The sequence below is a fragment of the Mariniphaga sp. genome, from assembly GCF_041687215.1.
GTDB lineage: Bacteria > Bacteroidota > Bacteroidia > Bacteroidales > Prolixibacteraceae > Mariniphaga.
Genome location: NZ_JAWLCI010000014.1, coordinates 1 through 17,641, shown reverse-complemented (window position 1 = coordinate 17,641; position 17,641 = coordinate 1). Strand labels below are relative to the sequence as shown.

The 17,641-nt window shown below is 40.3% G+C and carries 19 protein-coding genes; 8 read left to right on the top strand and 11 right to left on the bottom strand.

Annotation, left to right across the window (positions count from 1 at the left end):
* Nucleotides 1-232: 232 nt before the first annotated feature.
* The 5 genes from ACESMA_RS07285 to ACESMA_RS07265 form a co-directional block, all read right to left on the bottom strand.
* Entirely contained in the window at nucleotides 233-1,006 is a 774-nt protein-coding gene (locus tag ACESMA_RS07285; RefSeq protein WP_372948125.1) for a hypothetical protein, read from the bottom strand.
* A gap of 144 nt (nucleotides 1,007-1,150) precedes the next feature.
* The gene (locus ACESMA_RS07280) at nucleotides 1,151-2,422 is read right to left on the bottom strand and encodes a hypothetical protein (RefSeq protein WP_372948124.1); all 1,272 of its coding nucleotides are present in this window, start codon (nucleotides 2,420-2,422) and stop codon (nucleotides 1,151-1,153) included.
* Nucleotides 2,419-2,976, bottom strand: a complete 558-nt coding sequence (locus ACESMA_RS07275; protein ID WP_372948123.1) for an RNA polymerase sigma factor — start codon at nucleotides 2,974-2,976, stop codon at nucleotides 2,419-2,421. Before ACESMA_RS07275 ends, ACESMA_RS07280 begins: the two co-directional genes overlap by 4 nt.
* A gap of 11 nt (nucleotides 2,977-2,987) precedes the next feature.
* Nucleotides 2,988-3,830: a hypothetical protein gene (locus ACESMA_RS07270; protein ID WP_372948122.1), complete on the bottom strand. Its 843-nt coding sequence runs from the start codon at nucleotides 3,828-3,830 to the stop codon at nucleotides 2,988-2,990.
* A gap of 448 nt (nucleotides 3,831-4,278) precedes the next feature.
* Nucleotides 4,279-5,226, bottom strand: a complete 948-nt coding sequence (locus tag ACESMA_RS07265) for an NAD(P)-dependent alcohol dehydrogenase (RefSeq protein WP_372948121.1) — start codon at nucleotides 5,224-5,226, stop codon at nucleotides 4,279-4,281.
* A 236-nt stretch (nucleotides 5,227-5,462) separates the two neighbouring features.
* Here ACESMA_RS07265 and ACESMA_RS07260 point away from each other — a divergent pair, with 236 nt between their 5' ends.
* From ACESMA_RS07260 to ACESMA_RS07250, 3 genes are all read left to right on the top strand, one after another.
* Nucleotides 5,463-6,230: a hypothetical protein gene (locus ACESMA_RS07260; protein WP_372948120.1), complete on the top strand. Its 768-nt coding sequence runs from the start codon at nucleotides 5,463-5,465 to the stop codon at nucleotides 6,228-6,230.
* Between the two features lie 37 nt (nucleotides 6,231-6,267).
* Nucleotides 6,268-7,368, top strand: a complete 1,101-nt coding sequence (locus ACESMA_RS07255) for an arabinogalactan endo-beta-1,4-galactanase (RefSeq protein WP_372948119.1) — start codon at nucleotides 6,268-6,270, stop codon at nucleotides 7,366-7,368.
* Between the two features lie 73 nt (nucleotides 7,369-7,441).
* Nucleotides 7,442-8,794 carry a Gfo/Idh/MocA family oxidoreductase gene (locus tag ACESMA_RS07250; RefSeq protein ID WP_372948118.1) on the top strand — a complete coding sequence of 451 codons (1,353 nt, stop codon included), beginning with the start codon at nucleotides 7,442-7,444 and terminating at the stop codon, nucleotides 8,792-8,794.
* A gap of 5 nt (nucleotides 8,795-8,799) precedes the next feature.
* Here the strand turns inward: ACESMA_RS07250 and ACESMA_RS07245 are convergent, their stop codons facing one another.
* Genes ACESMA_RS07245 through ACESMA_RS07230 form a run of 4 tightly spaced genes read right to left on the bottom strand, consistent with a single transcriptional unit; the run spans nucleotide 8,800 to nucleotide 11,023 of the window.
* Entirely contained in the window at nucleotides 8,800-9,672 is an 873-nt protein-coding gene (locus ACESMA_RS07245) for a hypothetical protein (RefSeq protein ID WP_372948117.1), read from the bottom strand.
* Nucleotides 9,673-9,723: 51 nt separating this feature from the next.
* Nucleotides 9,724-10,242, bottom strand: coding sequence for a helix-turn-helix domain-containing protein (locus ACESMA_RS07240; RefSeq protein WP_372948116.1), 519 nt, complete (start codon nucleotides 10,240-10,242; stop codon nucleotides 9,724-9,726).
* Nucleotides 10,239-10,472: a DUF4160 domain-containing protein gene (locus ACESMA_RS07235; RefSeq protein WP_372948115.1), complete on the bottom strand. Its 234-nt coding sequence runs from the start codon at nucleotides 10,470-10,472 to the stop codon at nucleotides 10,239-10,241. The genes ACESMA_RS07240 and ACESMA_RS07235 overlap by 4 nt, the downstream gene beginning before the upstream one ends.
* A gap of 53 nt (nucleotides 10,473-10,525) precedes the next feature.
* On the bottom strand, nucleotides 10,526-11,023 hold the full coding sequence (locus tag ACESMA_RS07230; RefSeq protein WP_372948114.1) for a cupin domain-containing protein: 498 nt from the start codon (nucleotides 11,021-11,023) through the stop codon (nucleotides 10,526-10,528).
* A gap of 125 nt (nucleotides 11,024-11,148) precedes the next feature.
* Between ACESMA_RS07230 and ACESMA_RS07225 the strand changes: the two genes are divergently transcribed.
* Both ACESMA_RS07225 and ACESMA_RS07220 read left to right on the top strand, forming a co-directional pair.
* The gene (locus ACESMA_RS07225; protein WP_372948113.1) at nucleotides 11,149-11,625 is read left to right on the top strand and encodes a DUF4268 domain-containing protein; all 477 of its coding nucleotides are present in this window, start codon (nucleotides 11,149-11,151) and stop codon (nucleotides 11,623-11,625) included.
* A gap of 2 nt (nucleotides 11,626-11,627) precedes the next feature.
* Entirely contained in the window at nucleotides 11,628-12,578 is a 951-nt protein-coding gene (locus ACESMA_RS07220; RefSeq protein ID WP_372948112.1) for a nitrilase family protein, read from the top strand.
* 22 nt (nucleotides 12,579-12,600) lie between these two features.
* Here ACESMA_RS07220 and ACESMA_RS07215 read toward each other — a convergent pair whose 3' ends face one another.
* A complete protein-coding gene (locus tag ACESMA_RS07215; RefSeq protein WP_372948111.1) occupies nucleotides 12,601-14,520 on the bottom strand; it encodes a sigma-54 interaction domain-containing protein in 1,920 nt (639 codons plus the stop codon).
* Nucleotides 14,521-14,682: 162 nt separating this feature from the next.
* Here ACESMA_RS07215 and ACESMA_RS07210 point away from each other — a divergent pair, with 162 nt between their 5' ends.
* From ACESMA_RS07210 to ACESMA_RS07200, 3 genes are all read left to right on the top strand, one after another.
* Nucleotides 14,683-15,246 (top strand): OsmC family protein, encoded by a 564-nt coding sequence (locus ACESMA_RS07210; protein WP_372948110.1) that lies wholly within the window; start codon nucleotides 14,683-14,685, stop codon nucleotides 15,244-15,246.
* A gap of 384 nt (nucleotides 15,247-15,630) precedes the next feature.
* Nucleotides 15,631-16,173: a hypothetical protein gene (locus ACESMA_RS07205; RefSeq protein WP_372948109.1), complete on the top strand. Its 543-nt coding sequence runs from the start codon at nucleotides 15,631-15,633 to the stop codon at nucleotides 16,171-16,173.
* 458 nt (nucleotides 16,174-16,631) lie between these two features.
* Nucleotides 16,632-17,291, top strand: a complete 660-nt coding sequence (locus ACESMA_RS07200) for a hypothetical protein (protein ID WP_372948108.1) — start codon at nucleotides 16,632-16,634, stop codon at nucleotides 17,289-17,291.
* A gap of 62 nt (nucleotides 17,292-17,353) precedes the next feature.
* Here ACESMA_RS07200 and ACESMA_RS07195 read toward each other — a convergent pair whose 3' ends face one another.
* Nucleotides 17,354-17,482 carry a hypothetical protein gene (locus ACESMA_RS07195; RefSeq protein WP_372948107.1) on the bottom strand — a complete coding sequence of 43 codons (129 nt, stop codon included), beginning with the start codon at nucleotides 17,480-17,482 and terminating at the stop codon, nucleotides 17,354-17,356.
* Nucleotides 17,483-17,641 lie beyond the last annotated feature (159 nt).

The following is a 17,641-nucleotide window of genomic DNA, read 5'->3' as shown; positions in this document are numbered from 1 at the left end:
GAAAATTTCTGTTGAAATACTATGTGGGGTGATTTGTTCAAATGGTTTATGGTTTAAATTTAAAAATTCAGGGTTTAAAGCTAAATAACTTTGGTTAAATACGCAAGCAGTTTGAATGTAAGGAACCCGAATTCTGGCCTCGAGAATCATTTTGCCAATCGTTTTTCCTTAAACTAAAAATAGGTTCGGATGCAACACCCGAACCTATTTTTACTTACAGTTTAAAAAAACCCTAATCGTCATCGTCGTCGTCATCATCATCATCGTCGTCATCGTCATCATCATCATCATCTTCAAAGGCTTCGATGATATCATCCAGCCGGTCCTCGATTTTATCGGCCAGATTTTCGTTGCCATCAGGGTCATCTTCGTAAATTTCGATGATGCCATTTCCATTTCCATCCTGTGCCGCAGTGATATCTATCCCGCCTTGTACCGGATCGAAAAGCGCATGCAAATCGAAGGAAACCATAACAATAGCGCTTTCCACTTCTGACAGTTCAAAAGGTTCTTCAAATTCAATCTCCATTTCAAATTCTTCATCGGTAAAGAAAATGAAGGGTGTTCCATTGATGTCGCCATTTATGAGAACGGTTTTTTCATACAATTCCGAATTGGGGTTCTCGTTTTCATCAAACTCAAATTCTATTTCATCATATCCTGCTACAGGCAGGTTTAAATCATTAATAAGTGTTACCACCCTGGCCTGTCCATCTTCTACAAGGTCAATTTCAAAAGGTCCTTTCAGTTTGAGTTCTGAATAAGTAGGTCCGTTGTTGTTGTCGTCATCGTCAAAATCGAATTCAATTTCTTCCACATTGATGGTAAACGATTCAATCACGACTTCGGTAAGAGCAGCACTTTTGGTTGGCGTCTGGTTATAAACCCCCTGGAATTTAAGGGCAGCATTGCCATTCTGCAAGTCAATATCCTCTTTATCGCATGAATACGAAAATGCCGCTATGGATATTATTATCGCGGCTCTGAATAAATTAATTGTTTTCATTTCACTAAAATTTAATTAAAATTATTTCTTTGTTTCTATTGATAAGACGCAAGAATTCTTAAAGGTTGTAACAGGCTTGTAACTTTTTCTCAAAATTATGTAACATTCAAATGTAAGCCAGATACTTCGGGCGCATGGTTCATATTAATTAAACCGGTAGGAAAAGGATATATTTAAGCTCGTGGCAAGATTTCTGGTATCCTTGAAATTGCCGGGGATTACATTATCTCCTTCGAAAATATTAACCAGATTATAGTTTAACCTGATGCCCGGTTTAAAAACCATATTTTTTGTAACAGGAATATTGGCCTGATAACCGGCAAGCAATCCGTAATCAAGGTCGCTGTAACGGTCGTTAACCTGAATTCTGGTTTCAGCTATTTGCTCTTCTGCCATTGTTAACCTTGCCACATATCCGCCCATAATAATTTGTCCGGGAAATCTCTTGTTTTCCCAACAGTAAAAAGTTTGAAGCTTCAGGTAATCGAGGTTAATGTTTTTTTCCACAAAACTTGCATTAAAATATTGCTGATAGTTCTGTCCGGATTCTGATTTCAGGAAAAACTCCAGACCAAACAAATACCGGTTATTTAATTCAAAGGTGGATGAAATTCCTAGGTCCTGCCTGAAGGTGGGTTGAATATTACCCAATTTGGTTGGGTCTAAACTGTTCCGGGTTTCGTAATTCAGCAGCCATGTGTTTTTATAACCATATACTAAACCAACATCAACAATTTTTACAAATGACTTGGAAGCTGCCGGGCTCAAAGATTTGTCGGATTCCGTTAAAATAGGAAATACTGTTTCCTTTGAATGTGGCCGGACAAATTCACCGCTTCCGGGCAAAAGATTATTCGCCATAAAAGATGGATTTTCACTTCCTTCAAACGGCATCATTCTATTAATAACAACAAGGTCTTCAAAGGTTCTCACTTCGCTTACGATTGTTGAACCGGCAGAGGAAGGTGATGTTGCAACCGCATTTGCAACATTTTCACCGGAGGAAGCTGAAATTTCGTTAGTCATTTGTTCCGACTCTGTTAAACCTGATTCTTCAACATCTTCCTGTATGGAAGCAAGATTGGAGGGTTTATCTGAACTTGTTGGTTCTTTTTCATCTGCTTCAATCGTTCGGTCTGAAATGACGGGGAGTTGATTTGCCTCTCTTAAAAAATGTCTGACCGGAAAAAATACAAGCAATAAAACAGCCGCTGCCGCTGCCAGTTTTTTCAGGTAATTCATGGAAATCAACCTGCCTTTTTGGGGTTTAATTTCATCAAGTTTGGCAGAAATATTATCCCAGGTTTCCATAAAATCGAGCTCATCCTGTATTTCATTCCACACAGAATCTTCTTCTCCAACATCAACCTGCTGAAGCCATTTGTTGTATTCTATGTCAAACCTGCTTTTTTTCATTGCTTACTGAGTTCATATTCATACAGCCATTTTTTCAGAAGGCTCCTCGCCCTTTTATATTGCGATTTTGAAGTCCCCTCTGTAATCTCAAGTCTTTCTGCAATTTCTTTGTGCGGCAAACCTTCAACTGCAAAAAGATTGAACACTACCCTTGCTCCATCCGGCAACTGCCTCACGTAGTGAAGAATAACATCGTTTGTAAGTTCCTGAAAAGTAAAACTTCCCCTATCTTCTTCATCCGGCACATCAGGAAATTCATCCTGAAAAACGAGTCTTTTTCTTTTCCTAAAATAATCGATAGCCGTATTGGTAACTATTCGTCTAATCCAACCCTCCAATGAGTTTTTTGCGTTGAATTTTTCGAGGTTTGTAAACACTTTAATGAATGCTTCCTGCAAAATATCCTTTGCTTCAACCCTGTCGCCGCTGTATGAAAGACAAATCTGAAACATCGTTTTAAAATATTTTTTGTAGAGTTGCTTTTGTAATCTTCTGTCATTTGCCAGGCAACCTCTCAACAATTCCAAATCTTCTTCATGCGATTTTTCAACCATAGAGCATTTGCCTATTCGTTTATTCTTAAAATGGTTGATTCCTGTATTCTGTTAAAAATAGTCCCATATAACTGACTATTAACATGTTTGCTTAAAAAAATGTATTCTTCATCGTCAATCAATCCAACGAAAGCATTATTCAGCATGGAAGGTGTTAAAGCAGAAAACCAATAGGACGGATTGATTTGCAGTTCTCCATGATTCTCCATGTTTTTGTCGAGAATTATTTCTGAGCCCCCATTTCTGTTCTTACCCAGAATTTGAAAGGTCAGGGGGTCGTTCACCACAATAACAATTCGTTTGGTGCTCCCATTATGGATAAACTTTCCTTTCACCATAATACACGGGGTTATATCTTCAAGGTAATCCTCAATAATTTCTCCCAAATCTTCCTGCAAATCCTCCAGGTCATCATCATCATCTTCTTCTAATTCTTCAAATTCTTCTTCAAAATCTTCAAGCCATTCAAGTAAATCGTCCATTAAATCACCCTCATCAGCATCGGGTTCAAAAATGAATGAAAATGAAATAGGATTATATGCTCCTTGCGGAATATCAAATCTTTCGGTCATACTGGCTGAAGTAGAATTTATTATGAAATTTTTTCCATTGGAAAAGTCCCTGGTAAAAAATACATCTTCGCCTTGTTCTCTGTAACCACGAATATCTATGGAATTTAATCTTAAGCCAATCTCATCAATCGTTACTGAGCCTCCGAGTATGTCTTCGTATCTAGTTGCGAAATTCAATTTAAACTCAACGGGAAGTGTATAGTCTTCCTTTTCGCAACCGCCAATCAGAAAAAAAAGCAGCAAAAAGGGTACGACAGACCATTTATAATATTGACTTTTCATCTCATCAAAATTGTATATTTCATTTGTATTCGATGGAACTCTCGATGAATTTTAATTCTTCTTGTTTGTGAATTTGAAGAATAAAAATTCATGTTCGTTTCATAATCCAGCTTAAATTTAAACCATTCTCAGATACATAAATAAGACGTGTAAAGAGTTAGAAGGTTGTAATTTTGAAATTAATTTTTATTGGTTTTTATTTCCCAACTCCAAAACATCCGGTAATTGGATATGTTCAAAGTTAAGTTACCTTTTAAACCGTTGATTTCTCTGGAATAAAAGCAAATTACCCCCTCTGCTTTTCCGGGGAAGCTGAATAATTTCTGATGAATTGTTATGTCAGGTGTGTTGTTCAAAGGTTTTTTGGTTTAAAATTCAGGGGTTTTAGCTAAATAACTTTGGTTAAATGCGCAAAAAGTTATTAGCTAAACGTGTTTGCTGCTGGACATTATACAACATCTACCACCACTTTCCCCGAGGAATGTCCCTGCTTTAAATAATTCATCGCTTCTGCGGCCTTTTTGAGCGGATAGTGCCTTTCAATTACCGGTTTGATAATTCGCCTGGCTGTAAGTTCTGCAAGAATTTCAAGGTCAGAATTCAATTCTTTGGCCATTAAGTGTTTCATTTTTTTGCCGCCAAAAGATAAAAGCCAGCCAAAAACAAGCGATTTAAAAAGCTGTAAATACGAACCACCGACCATAACATAAGTACCATTTGTTTCCAAAGCTTTGCGGTATGCCAGCAAGGGGTAACTCCCGTTGACCGCCAGTATGATATTGTACCGTTTGGTTTTTTGTGTAAAATTTTCTTTGGTGTAATCCAACACCTCATCGGCGCCAAGTGCGAAAGATTGCTCCACATTTTTTGTACTGCAAACTGCCGTAACTTCTGCTCCAAAATGTTTGGCCAGTTGAACTGTAAACGTGCCCACTCCACCCGCACTGCCCACAATAAGTACTTTATCATCTTTGCTGATGTTCCCTTTGTCGCGTAATGCCTGGAGTGCAGTAATCCCGGCTACCGGAAGGGTGGAAGCTTCTGCAAATGAAATTTCCTTTGGCTTTTTAATGAGGGCATTTTCAGGAACGGCAACATACTGGGCCAGTCCCCCAAATCCATAATCAACGAGGCTGCCAATTACTTCATCGCCGGGTTGAAACGTGAAAACCTTTTCCCCGGTTGATTCGACAACCCCAGAAATATCGGCACCGAATATCTTGTTCCGGGGAATCAACCTCAGTTGCATGGACCGGTAATCGGCTGCATTGAGTGAAACTGCGTGAATTTTAACGAGAATTTCGTTACCTGCCGGAACAGGTTTATCCACATCTTCATAAATCAGTTTCTCAGGAGAACCTTTTTTATGATATACAACCGCCTTCATTTTTTCCATTGCTGTTTGTTTTTATTGACACATAATAATAACATATTTTGGCAACTACAGTTTTCGGAAAAGGTTTATTTCACATAGGTACTGGCAGAACCAAATGAATTACAATGTGACAAATATGTACCAACGGAAATGATAAAAAATCGCGATAAAATGCAAACGCATTTTCCTGCCCTTAATTATTGACTTCCCCACATTTTTTAATTACCTTTAATAGGAAAACCAAAAAACTTGTCGTCATGGAAAAGTATTATTATCTGGTCATCACCCCCGAGTCGTTTATTGCATCAAATCTGGCACCCGAAGAATTCGGGCATTATCTGTCGGTTGGTACAAAAAAACGGTTGCGCAGTCAGAACATCTTTTTTGAGCTCGACCCAAAAAAAATGAAAGACATTCCCAACGATTACATTGACAAAAAACTGGTTCCCTACCCGGATGGCGAGCCCAAACGTTCGGTGTTTTTCGGCATTTACAGGGTACTGGAACAAACCCCGCTGGCCGCTCTTAAAAAACTGTACCTGGTTACCGACGATGGCAAGGTGCTGAGCCTGGAGTCATCGAAATTCGAGGAAATAGAATCAGATGAAGTTCATCTCTACCAGCAGTTTAATCCCATAACCACCCGCGTAGCCAGCAAATTGCTGCCCCACGAGTTTATCCGTTTTTTAACCGATTCCAAAAAACCGGTTTTCACACCAAAAGTCTTTTTTGCAGAACTGCTGCTGAATGAACTTGCTATTGACCCAAACGCTCCATTGAGCAATTTGCCGTATCCCAATCCCGACCATTTGCGCGAATGTTTGCTCAAACTGCATGAAACAAAGGGAAAACTAACCAAAACTGTGCTCCGGTTTATGCGCGACGATATTTCATACCGTACAATCAAAAACGGCTTTTTTATCGGCGAAAAGAAAAATTACCTGTTTTACCGGTTTCCGACGGTAGAAGAAATGGAATCAAAGCACTTCAGTTGGTGGAGGTCGGCTTTAACGCAACATTTTTAGAAAAATAGCTATCTTTCCCCATTTAAAGGGGAATACCATGAGACTGTTTTTTCTGACCATTGCCGCATTGTTAAGTTTTGTTTCGTGCAACAAAGCACAGGAGCCGGATATTGATTTTCCGGAGAAAAGCCACCTTGTTTACGGCGGCGATTTTTCCATCATGAAAAAGCTGGAAGATTTGGGAGGGGAATACAAACTGGATGGCAAAGTAAAGCAAGGTTTTCAAATTTTTAAGGAGAACGGTTACACCTGGTGCCGGCTGCGCATTTTTCATACCCCCAACATGGAAGGCCCGGTTTGCAACGATTTGGAATATACCATTGCACTGGCGCAAAAGGCCAGACAATTCGGGTTTAAAATTTTTCTGAATTTCCACTATTCCGACACATGGGCCGACCCGGGAAAACAGTTTACTCCGAAAGACTGGGAAAACCTGGATTTTACCACACTCACCGACAGTGTTTACCACTATACAAAAAACATGATGCAGGCTATGAAATCGGCCGATGCTTTTCCGGAAATGGTGCAAATTGGCAACGAAATAAACAACGGCATGATTTGGCCGCACGGAAGATTGTGGGACAACGGAAACGCCCGATGGGATGAGTTGTCCGCCCTGCTCAAAGCCGGAATCCGGGGAGTGAAAGAGGTGGAAGGCGGAGCTGAAATCCCAATTATGATTCATGCGGCCACAGGTGGCAATCTGGTGGAATCGGATAATTTTTACAGCAATATTTTGCAGCGCGGGGTGGAATTTGATGTCATCGGATTGAGCTACTTTCCCTGGTGGCACGGTACTTTTAATGATTTGGAAAAGAATCTTGAATTCCTTTCGAATAAATATGAACAGGAAATATCATTGGTGGAAACGGCGTATTATGCCAACGGCTGGTATCCCGAGCCGGGCGAACATATTTACGATATTCAACCCTACCCTCCAACGGAACAAGGTCAGTATGATTTTTTAACCGACCTGAACGAACGGCTGCAAAAGTTTCCCAAAGTAACCTCGGTTTATTACTGGAAACCCGACGGATTGGACATTCCTGGTTCTGGAATTCCCTTTCTGGGTCGTAGCCTTTTCAGCCCCAACGGCAATGCATATAAGGGAATTTCGGCATGGAAAACACAAAATTAATCCGGTTTTTAGTCTAAAAATCTGATTATGATTTTATTTTTGTGTTTTACTTAAACCAACTTATATTTTTATCATGAATTTTATTTCAAGAAGAAACTTTTTGAGAACGGCTTCTGCTGTAACTGCAGGTGCTGCTTTTATTCCGAACCTCATCAGTTGTTCGCCATCAAAAAAACTAAACATTGCCGTAATTGGCGTTGGTGGGCGTGGCAAAGCCAACTGGAGTTCGTGTCCCGAAGAAAACATTGTGGCCTTGTGCGATGTGGACGAAAACCGCGCTGCGGAAGGATTCAATACTTTCCCCAATGCCCGGCGTTTTAAAGATTTCCGCAAGATGTTCGACGAAATGGCCAACGAAATTGATGCAGTGTTGATTTCCACACCAGACCACACCCATTTTGCAGCCACTATGGCGGCCATGCAACTGGGTAAACACGTGTATGTAGAAAAACCGCTGGCGCACAATGTGTGGCAATTGCGTACCCTGAAAAAGGCGGCACACCACTACAACGTCATCACCCAAATGGGCAATCAGGGCCACGCCACCGACGGTATTCGTCGCATAAAAGAGTGGGTTGATGCAGGAATTGTCGGCGATGTAAAAGAAGTAATTGCCTGGTTCAACGGGCCCGAATTTGGCGAAGACAAATATTTTACCAAACCGTCACAGTTTCCGCCGGCCAAAGAACCAATCCCTGCCGGATTCGACTGGGATTTGTGGCTGGGACCGGCCTCTGAACGTCCTTACAATCACGTGTATCATCCCAAATCGTGGCGTGGTTTTTACGATTTTGGCAATGCCGAACTGGGCGACTGGGCTTGCCACACGCTGGATGCACCCTTCTGGTCATTGGAACTGGGAATGCCCGTTGCTACCGAAACCTTGTTCAGTTCAGGTGCACCCGAAGATTTTCTTCCTGATCAGTCCATCATTCAGTTTGAATTTCCTGCCAGGGGAAACCGGCCTCCGGTAACCCTGAAATGGTACGAAGGCGGCCTGAAACCCGAAAACCGCCCTGAATGGAAAATGGATGAATTGCCAGGCTCAGGCATGATTATGATTGGCGAAAAACAAAACATCATTACCGGCGGTAGGCCCAACAATGCGCAACTGATGATGTCGAAAGACGAATGGGAAAGCTGGGTGGCCAATGAAATGCCCGAGGCTACCATTCCGCGTGTAGAAGGTGGCCCGCAGCAGGAATTTCTGGATGCCGTAAAAGGAAACGGCCCCAAGCCGGGCTCCAACTTCGATTATGCTACGGAACTTACTGAAATGTCGCTCATTGGTGTGCTGGCCCAACGATTCAACACGCGCATTGAATACGATGCTGAAAATATGCGGGTAACCAACCACGAAGGAATGGAACGCTACATTAAAGAACCGGTGCGCAACGGGTGGAGTTACGGGGAAGAAATTGTGTAATTTTTCTATTTTAGATTTCTTCGTTTTTCGCGGTTGCTCATTTCCAATCCCCTGATTTCGATGGGATGAACGGTTTTGAATTTCTGAGAAGAGAGCAGGATTGCGGTTTCATTTTCGCCAGTAACAAATTGCGGAATAATAAAACGTAAATCGTTGGAATTCAGGCTGTGTTGAAAAATCAGAACGATAACTTCGGTGGCGCCTGGTGCCACCACTCCCAGTTGCTGGCCGGCAAAAATTTTCTCGTTCACTTTCAGCTTTTTTGCATTATCCACCACATTGCGGTAGCAAATCAGGGTACCGTCGGGCTGTAAAATGGTGATGGAATTGTTCCAGGTATGATACCAGGTTTGGGGCTCGCCGGAGCGTTGTGCTCCAGTCACTTCCACTACAATTCCGGTACGGCTGGCAAAAACCGGTTCGCCGGGAGTCGCGAGAAAACCGGTGGCATTCCACGAATCGGGTTCTTCAGAACCCCAAAATCCGTCCAGGTTTTTTAAATCAAAAACAGAGACTTCTTTCCCCGGACTGAATGGAATAAGGTAGGGAAAATCGAGGTCGGCCAGCGCCATCGGATTTGATTTGAACGATTTTATCTGGTAATTAAAACGCGGCACATCGGCATCGGGATAGCGTTGCAGGGTAAAAAGTGTGTTGAAACCGGGCTCCAACAACTTAATGTATGGCAGAGGTTCGTTAAAGGTTGTGTTTTCCAAATCGGCAAAATCCACATTCAAAAACAGCGGCGCCGGGGTGTTGTTGTATGCCACAAAATCTACATCGCCCACGCCGTTGTAGTTGGCTTGCACTTCAACGAGCTGGGCGTTTACTTTCGTAAAAAGAAAAAGAAATGAAAAAATGTAAATTAAATTTTTCATAGTCATCGATTATCAGTGCAGATTGGTATTTATGTCAAAGTAAAACATTGCTTACTCAATTATCAGTTTTAATTGTTTACCTAACCCGGCTTCAATTATTTTTCGGAAAGTTGACATCTCCACATCGGTTTTATTGTTCTCAATCCGTGAAATATAGAACCGGGTTGTTCCACTTCTCATAGCGAGTTGTTCCTGAGTTAATCCGGCTTTTAACCTTGCCGATTTTATAATACTTCCCAGTTTGATGTCATTGGAATCCATTTGCTCACTCAGCTGAAATAAAACATCTGGCCCAATTTCGTATGGATATTTTTCAATCTGTCCGATTTCATTTTTAATTTCAATTTCAATGTTTGACCATGACAATGTAAAGTTTCTCAAATTAACTTTTTTAAATTCTTTTAAATCAAGTAATTTATATTCTAAATCATCTGATGAAACATTCCATTTATTGAATATTTTTTTAAAATCCAAAAGTCTGCTCTCGCCGTTATTGAACATACACTGAATTACAAATCCATCAATTTTCTCTATTTTAATAATCCTTGGGATTTTAAGTTTCTGTCTCATAATCGCGGATTTAATTGTTTAAACACTTCTAATAAATATTCTTTGTTTCCCTTTGCCCAATCAGTCACCTTTTTCCTTTGTACACATGGAATTTTACCGACATAAGTTTTTAAAGATTCAATTTCAATTAACTCTTCAAATTCAGCATAAATTGCATGAAAATGAGGAGGTGGATGTTCTCTCGAATATATGTCGATTTTTACTGTATCAATAATTTTAATTGTCGGCATATTTTGTTACCTAATTCGATAACAAAATTAATCAATTAAAACGAAATATACAATTACCTCAATAATGGCAATATCTCATCCCTCAATTCCGGAAATTCTTTCAACAACCTCGCGTCGGCCAGTTCAAAGTCTTCGAAATGAAAACCGGGAGAAACAGTGCATCCGGCCAACGCAAAACCTTCGGAATTTGAAAGGCGTGCTGCAAACCAGGTGTTCTTGGGAACAATTACCTGGAAAGTTTCTCCTTTGTCGGGGTCGTTGCCAACCAGATATTTTTTCATTTTTCCTTTTTCCAGCGAAAGAATTTCAATGGCCGAAGTTCCGGTGTAGTAGTGCCAGATTTCGTCGGATTTAATGCGGTGAAAAGCTGAAAAATCATTTCCTTCCAGCAAAAAGTAAATGGAAGTGGCAAAACTTCGCTCGCCCCGAAAGCTGGAAGGCAAACCCGTTTGCGGTACAATATCGTCCGACAGGTAAATTTCACGGTACCATCCCCCTTCCGGGTGTTTCTCCAGTTCCAGTTTTTCAATCCAGTAAATTGCTGTTTTCATTTTAATATGACAAAAAGATGATTAGACATGAGACACAAGACAAAAATTTCCCGTTATAAAACTTATTTTTCAAAAGTAAAAATTAATATTGCTTTTAAATCCTGGATTTGGGAGAAAACTTAAAGATGTATTCAAAAGAAGAGGCAAAAAAAATACGGTTGCAATTTTGGGAACAGTTTGGCAAACGGTGCGAAATTCATCCGTTGTTACGTGAACGTCGGAAAAAATGGATGCTCCACCGAACCAAAATTCCGGGAGTGGCGCTTCGCTTCGAGGCCGACCGTACTGATGCCAAAGTTATTCTGGAACTAAGCCAGCGCAACGAGGACAAACGATTGAAGGCTTTTGAAATCATGCAGAATTACAAAGTGATTTTGGAAGACGGTTTTGCCGATGCCCTGATTTGGGAGTTTTTTCACGAACGCGAAGACAGCGGACAGGAAGTTGCCCGGATATATAATGTATTGCCTGGAGTAAATATTTTCCGCCAAAATCAGTGGCTCGATATTTTCAACTTTTTTATTGAAAACATGGTCAGGCTGGAAGAGAATTTTTTGCAAATTCGGGATATTTTAAAAGAAGAACTGGACAACTATCAATAATTATGAAAAAACTGAAAATTTCAACCGCACAATTTGAAAACCGCAGCGGCGACAAAGACTACAACTTATCAATCATTGAGAAATTAACAGAAAAAGCAGCAGCCGAAGGCTCCAAAGTGATTGCTTTTCACGAGTGTTCCATAACCGGATATACTTTTGCCAGGAAGCTATCCAAAGAACAAATGCTCGACCTGGCAGAACTCATTCCCGAAGGAGAAAGCATTGTAAAATTGCAGGAAATTGCCCAAAAATACAACATGACAGTGCTGGCCGGACTTTTCGAAAAAGACAATGAAAATAATCTGTTCAAAGCGTATGTCTGCGTTGACAAAACCGGTTTGGTAGCCAAATACCGCAAACTGCATCCGTTTATCAATCCGCACATTCAACCGGGAAACGAATACTGCGTGTTCGACCTCCACGAGTGGAAATGCGGCATTTTAATCTGTTACGACAACAACGTGATTGAAAACGTGCGAGCCACCAAACTGCTGGGCGCCGACGTTATTTTTATGCCACATGTTACCATGTGCACACCGTCGTCGCGCCCGGGCGCCGGATTTGTTGACCCCAAATTATGGGAAAACCGCGAAAACGATCCCACCTCGCTGCGCCTGGAATTTGATGGCATGAAAGGCCGGCAGTGGCTGATGAAATGGCTGCCGTCGCGGGCGTATGACAATGCGGTTTATGTTGTGTTTGCCAATCCTATTGGCATGGACGACGACCAGTTGAAAAACGGCTGTTCCATGATTATCGACCCCTTTGGCGACGTAGTTGCAGAATGTCGGGCTTTGGGCAACGATGTGGTTTCCACTGTTCTTTTTCCCGAAAAATTAACTTTAGCCGGAGGACACCGTTACACTCAGGCACGCCGGCCAGAATTTTACAGAAACATCATTGGGAAAGAACATACACCGGAACAGAAAGTGAGTTGGATTTCTGATAAATAATTCAATTAAACCGAAACCGTTCCTATACAACCCGTTTGATATTCAACTTACTGATTCGTGAACTCAGGGTGGTTGGAGGAATCTGTAAAAGTGCTGCTGCCCCATCGTCACCTGAAATTTTCCAGTTGGTGACATTCAACGCTTTTAAAATGTTTTGCCGTTCCAGTTCCTGCATTTCCGCCTCGGTAAGAATTCGTTCATCTGTATTCATTTCCAGATTTTTCTGTTTTTCCTGAACAGGCATAAGTCCTGTCAGGTTAATTTTTCCATCCCGGCTGGTGATAATGCATCTTTCCATTATATTCTGCAACTCTCTCACATTTCCGGGCCAGTGATAAGCTAGTAACTGTTGTTTGTTCACCACATTTAATACCGCCGGTTTAACAGCCGACCGTTTGGCAAACTTTTCCAAAAATGCTTCTGCCAGTAAAATAATATCATTCCCGCGTTCCCGCAGTGGCGGTATGTCTATCGGGAATACATTTAGCCTGTAATAAAGATCTTCCCTGAATTTTCCCTTTTCAATTTCTTTTTCCAAAGTGCGGTTGGTAGCAGCAACCACCCGCACATTTACCTTTTGGATTTTTGAACTTCCCACCGGTTCAAACTCGCCTTCCTGCAGAACCCGGAGAAGTTTGGCTTGTAATTGAAGGGGTAGCTCGCCTATTTCATCCAGAAAAATTGTTCCGCCATCGGCCAGCATAAACCTCCCTTCCCTGGCAGTTGCAGCGCCGGTGAAAGCTCCTTTTACGTGTCCGAACAACTCACTTTCAACCAATTCAGAAGGAAGTGCCGCACAATTTAAGGCCACCATTGGTTTATTTCTGCGGTTACTTGCTTTGTGGATGGCCAGCGCAAAAAGTTCCTTTCCCGTTCCGGTTTCACCCCGAATCAGAACAGTTGTATCAGTTGGGGCAACCTGCTCAACAGCCTGCAGTGCATTTAAAATTTCCGGGCTTCCTCCGATAATATGCTCGAAGTGGGTGGTATTTATTCTTTCGCGTAAAATTATAGCTTCGGTATTCAACTGTTTAATTTCTTCCTGCGCCTTAACCCTTTCGCTCACGTTCCTCAGAAAAAGTGCATGGTAATTCCTTTTATTGTAATCATACTTCGAAATAGTCACTTCTGCCGGAAAAGTTTTTCCATCGTTGGTAAGGCAATTTACCTGTCCCTGAATAAATGCCGATGAAAAAAAATCGGGTTGTTTTTCCATTCGGGTTATGGAATGCAAAATTTTTGGGAAGCCTTCTTCATCAAAAAATTCATTGATATGCCGTCCGGTAAATCCCGGTTTTTTTACTGCGAAATTTATTTCAGCAGCTTTATTTGCCTGTGTAATAATTAATTCATCATTAATCTCAATTAGTACTTCCTGCATGCCATTAACCAGCCGGTTCAGTTTTGCCTCATTTTCAATCAGCATTTTCTCATAACGCATTCGTCTCATTTCTGCAGCCGCCCTTGCTGCAAAAATTTTAAAAATGGCAAATGCCTCGGGAAGTTCTTTCATAGGTTCATTATCCAGCAATGCCAGATGTCCGAGCACCTGGCCACTTTCATCTCTTAATGCCAGTCCCATATAACTTACGGCGTTAAGTCCGGGAAGGTCAGGATCATTAGGATACAGATTAATAACATCTTCCGGCACATGACAGATGTTTTCACTTTCCAAAACTGGTTCACAGGGAGTTCCGGGAATATCATATTCATATTCCTCCACATAGTGGTCGTGAAGCCAAAAGGCCAGGGCCCGCAAACGGTTTTTATCCTTTAAATATTCAGTAACCCAAACTCCATGTGCACCCAGCGACTCTGCCAGGTTTTTCACCAGTAGCCTAAAAAACTTTTCACCGGTAAAGTCCGATGTTCCTTCCACAATTTTTTTTAAAGCGATTAATCCTGAAGAAAATTTTCGTGACGGTTGAGTATCAGCAGCCATAATTTGAATCTTTTTACGAAATCAAGTTAACGAATTTTCGTGAATTACGAAATTTCGTAACTAAAATTTTTTATTAAAAACCTAAAAATAAGCAATATAACATTTTGGTATGTCAATTGGCTTAACAGAAACATATTCGTTTAATTTTAAAAATTATTAAAAATGGAAACAAAAGTAAAAACTGTAGTGAACGGTTTCCGGACCGAAGAAATAACCGGAACAATTAATGCCATCGTGGAAAATCCTGAGATTGCAAAATTCAGGTTTCGTGCCAAAAACAAGTGGGTAAAAGGCGGCCATAACCGCGCCACAGTAAAGGACTTTTACGGAGGATGCCAGGAAGATACCTCGCGCAAAAAAGGATGGACTTTCGACAACAGCGAACCGCCAATTTTACTGGGGAACAACGAAGGAGCAAACCCGGTGGAGTATCTGCTTTCGGCTTTGTCGGGCTGCATGACCACCACCATGGCCCTTCATGCAGCAGCCAGGGGAATTGAAATAAAAAGCATTGAGTCGAAGTTTGAGGGAGACATAGATGTGCAGGGATTTCTTGGACTGAACGATCAGGTGCGGAATGGGTACCAGCAAATCAGAGTTTCTTTCGATATCCAGGGTGATCTCACCGAAGCACAGAAACAGGAACTTCTTAGTTTTACCTTGATGTCTCCGGTTTTTGATGTGGTTACCAACGGAACCCGGGTTGATGTAAAACTGGCAGATTAAGGTGCAAATGCCAAAAAAAATCCCGGCTGGAAAAATATTAAAGCCGGGATTTTTTCCTTAAACAACTCCATTTTATTAAAAGTCTAAATTTTCCCTGCAAAAAAGGAAAAAAATTCACTAAAAACAAAGCCTTGAATACAAACAATTTAAATACTGAAATAAAAAATATTTCAAATTATTTAGTACTATGTATTGCATGGTATTAGTTTTTATTTATATATTTGCATAACAAATAACAAGGTAAAAAATAGTACAAGCCAAAAAAAAGTTCTATAAAAGGTGTAACGAAATAAAAACTCAGGCGTCTTAAAATTGAATTTGAAAAAACAGAAACAAACAAATTGAAATAAAAAATTAGAACAGGAGGACAAAGTCATGAAAACAATGAGCAGCAAATTAAGAAAAACAGGGATGGAAACAATGGCAGTAATCGCAGTTTTGGTTGCAACTTGTTTAACCATCAGCGCCCAGGGGGCAAAATTCGAAAACGAATTGAACGGAACCACACTGGCAATGGCTGAAAAAATAATATCAGCAAATGCCGGTACAGAAGCAAATGCCACACTGGCAGCATTCGCAGCATACCTGGTTGAGGAAAATGAAGCCGAATTGAAAACTGAAGACTGGATGTTGAATGTTGACAACTTCTTTATGGACTACCAACTGGAAGAAGTAACTGAAACTCCGCTTCAACTTGAAGGCTGGATGACAGACGGAAAATTGTTCGAATCTTCTGCAAAAACAGAAATGACAATTGCCGAAAAAACAAAAAAAACGATAAAAGCTGAACCGAGAAAAAAAGCAGTTGGAATTACATTTCAAGGAGCACAGTTTGGAAGAAGGTCTTTCATTCTTATTGAAGAAGACGATTCAAAAATGGAAATGGAACAATGGATGTTAAGCTACAAACACTTTGATAAAAAATAAAAGCCAGAAACTAAAAAAACAGAAAACAGAAACAGAAAAGCCGGCAATTTGCCGGTTTTTTTTGTTTTTACGGAGTTCTTCAAGTAGTTTTTTAAATGAATTACTTCCAAAAAGAAATCAAATTCTTCAGAAAAGGATTCAAAAATTGCATCTCTACTCATCTATTAAAAATAATTTCAAAAAAAAATTAAATTTTTTCCATTGCAAAAATACTGAATATCAGTTATTTGAAATTTACGATTCAAAAACATGATAAAATTCATAGTACTATGTATTGCATGGTATTTGTTTTTATTCATATATTTGCATAACAAATAACAGGGTAACAAAAAGTACATGCTTAAAAAAAGTTCTGTTAAAAGTGTAACGAAATAAAATTTGAGGCGTCTTAATAATGAATTTGAAAAAACAGAAATAACAACAATTAAAAATAAAACAAGAAACAGGAGGACTAAGTCATGAAAACAAGAAACAGCAATTTAAAAGAAACAGCAGTAAAATCAATCACCAACTTCACCATCGTTTTTGTAACCGTTTTAGCACTTTCAGTCAGTGCATTGGCAGCAAACACCAATTCAAAAGCAATGAGCCTGGCTAATCTTCTTACCGAAGAAAAAGACGAAGAAATTCATGTGGAAGAATGGATGCTCAACACCAACAACTTTTATTTTGATTATACTTTGGAGGAAGCTGCCGAAGCTGCACTTGAAATGGAAAGCTGGATGTTAAATGAAAGTAATTTTGAATCTCACTTCAACCTGGAAACAGAAACTGAAGAAGCATTGGAACTGGGAAACTGGATGACCGACGCAAGTTTTTTCGAGATGGTGAATTACCTGGAAAATGAAGCAGAGGAATCATTAGAAGTTGAAACCTGGATGTTGAACGACAGCCTCTTCAGCAAAAAAGACAAAACCAAAGCCAAAGAAAAATCAGAATCTGGAAATGAAAACGAAGTTTTGGCTGAAGCTAAAACAGAAACACAAAAAAAGGCAACTGGTTATACAACTCAAAAAACCCAATTTGGAAGAAGGGCCATGATTTTAATTGAAGACGAAGACCCTAAAATGAAAATGGAACAGTGGATGTTAGACTACCGCCACTGGAACGTAAAATAAAGCCACGAAAACAGAAACAGAAAACAGCAACAGAAAAGCCGGCGAAAAACCGGCTTTTTTATTTAATACAAATCAGAACGTAGTCGTTTATTCTTCATCATTTGCTGCAGATATTCTCCGGCCTTTTCATCAGACAAATTTCCTTCTCGCGAAATAATATTTTTCAAGGCATTTTTTACATCTTTTCCCATGGTGCGTTTGTTGCCGCAAAGATAAACCACAGCACCCCGGGAATCAATCCAATCGAAAAGCGGCTCAGTTTAAAAAGTTGTGGAGTAAGATAAAAAAACGAACTTTGAATTTTTTATTTTACAAATCTGATGGCACAATCAAACGATCATTATCAAGCA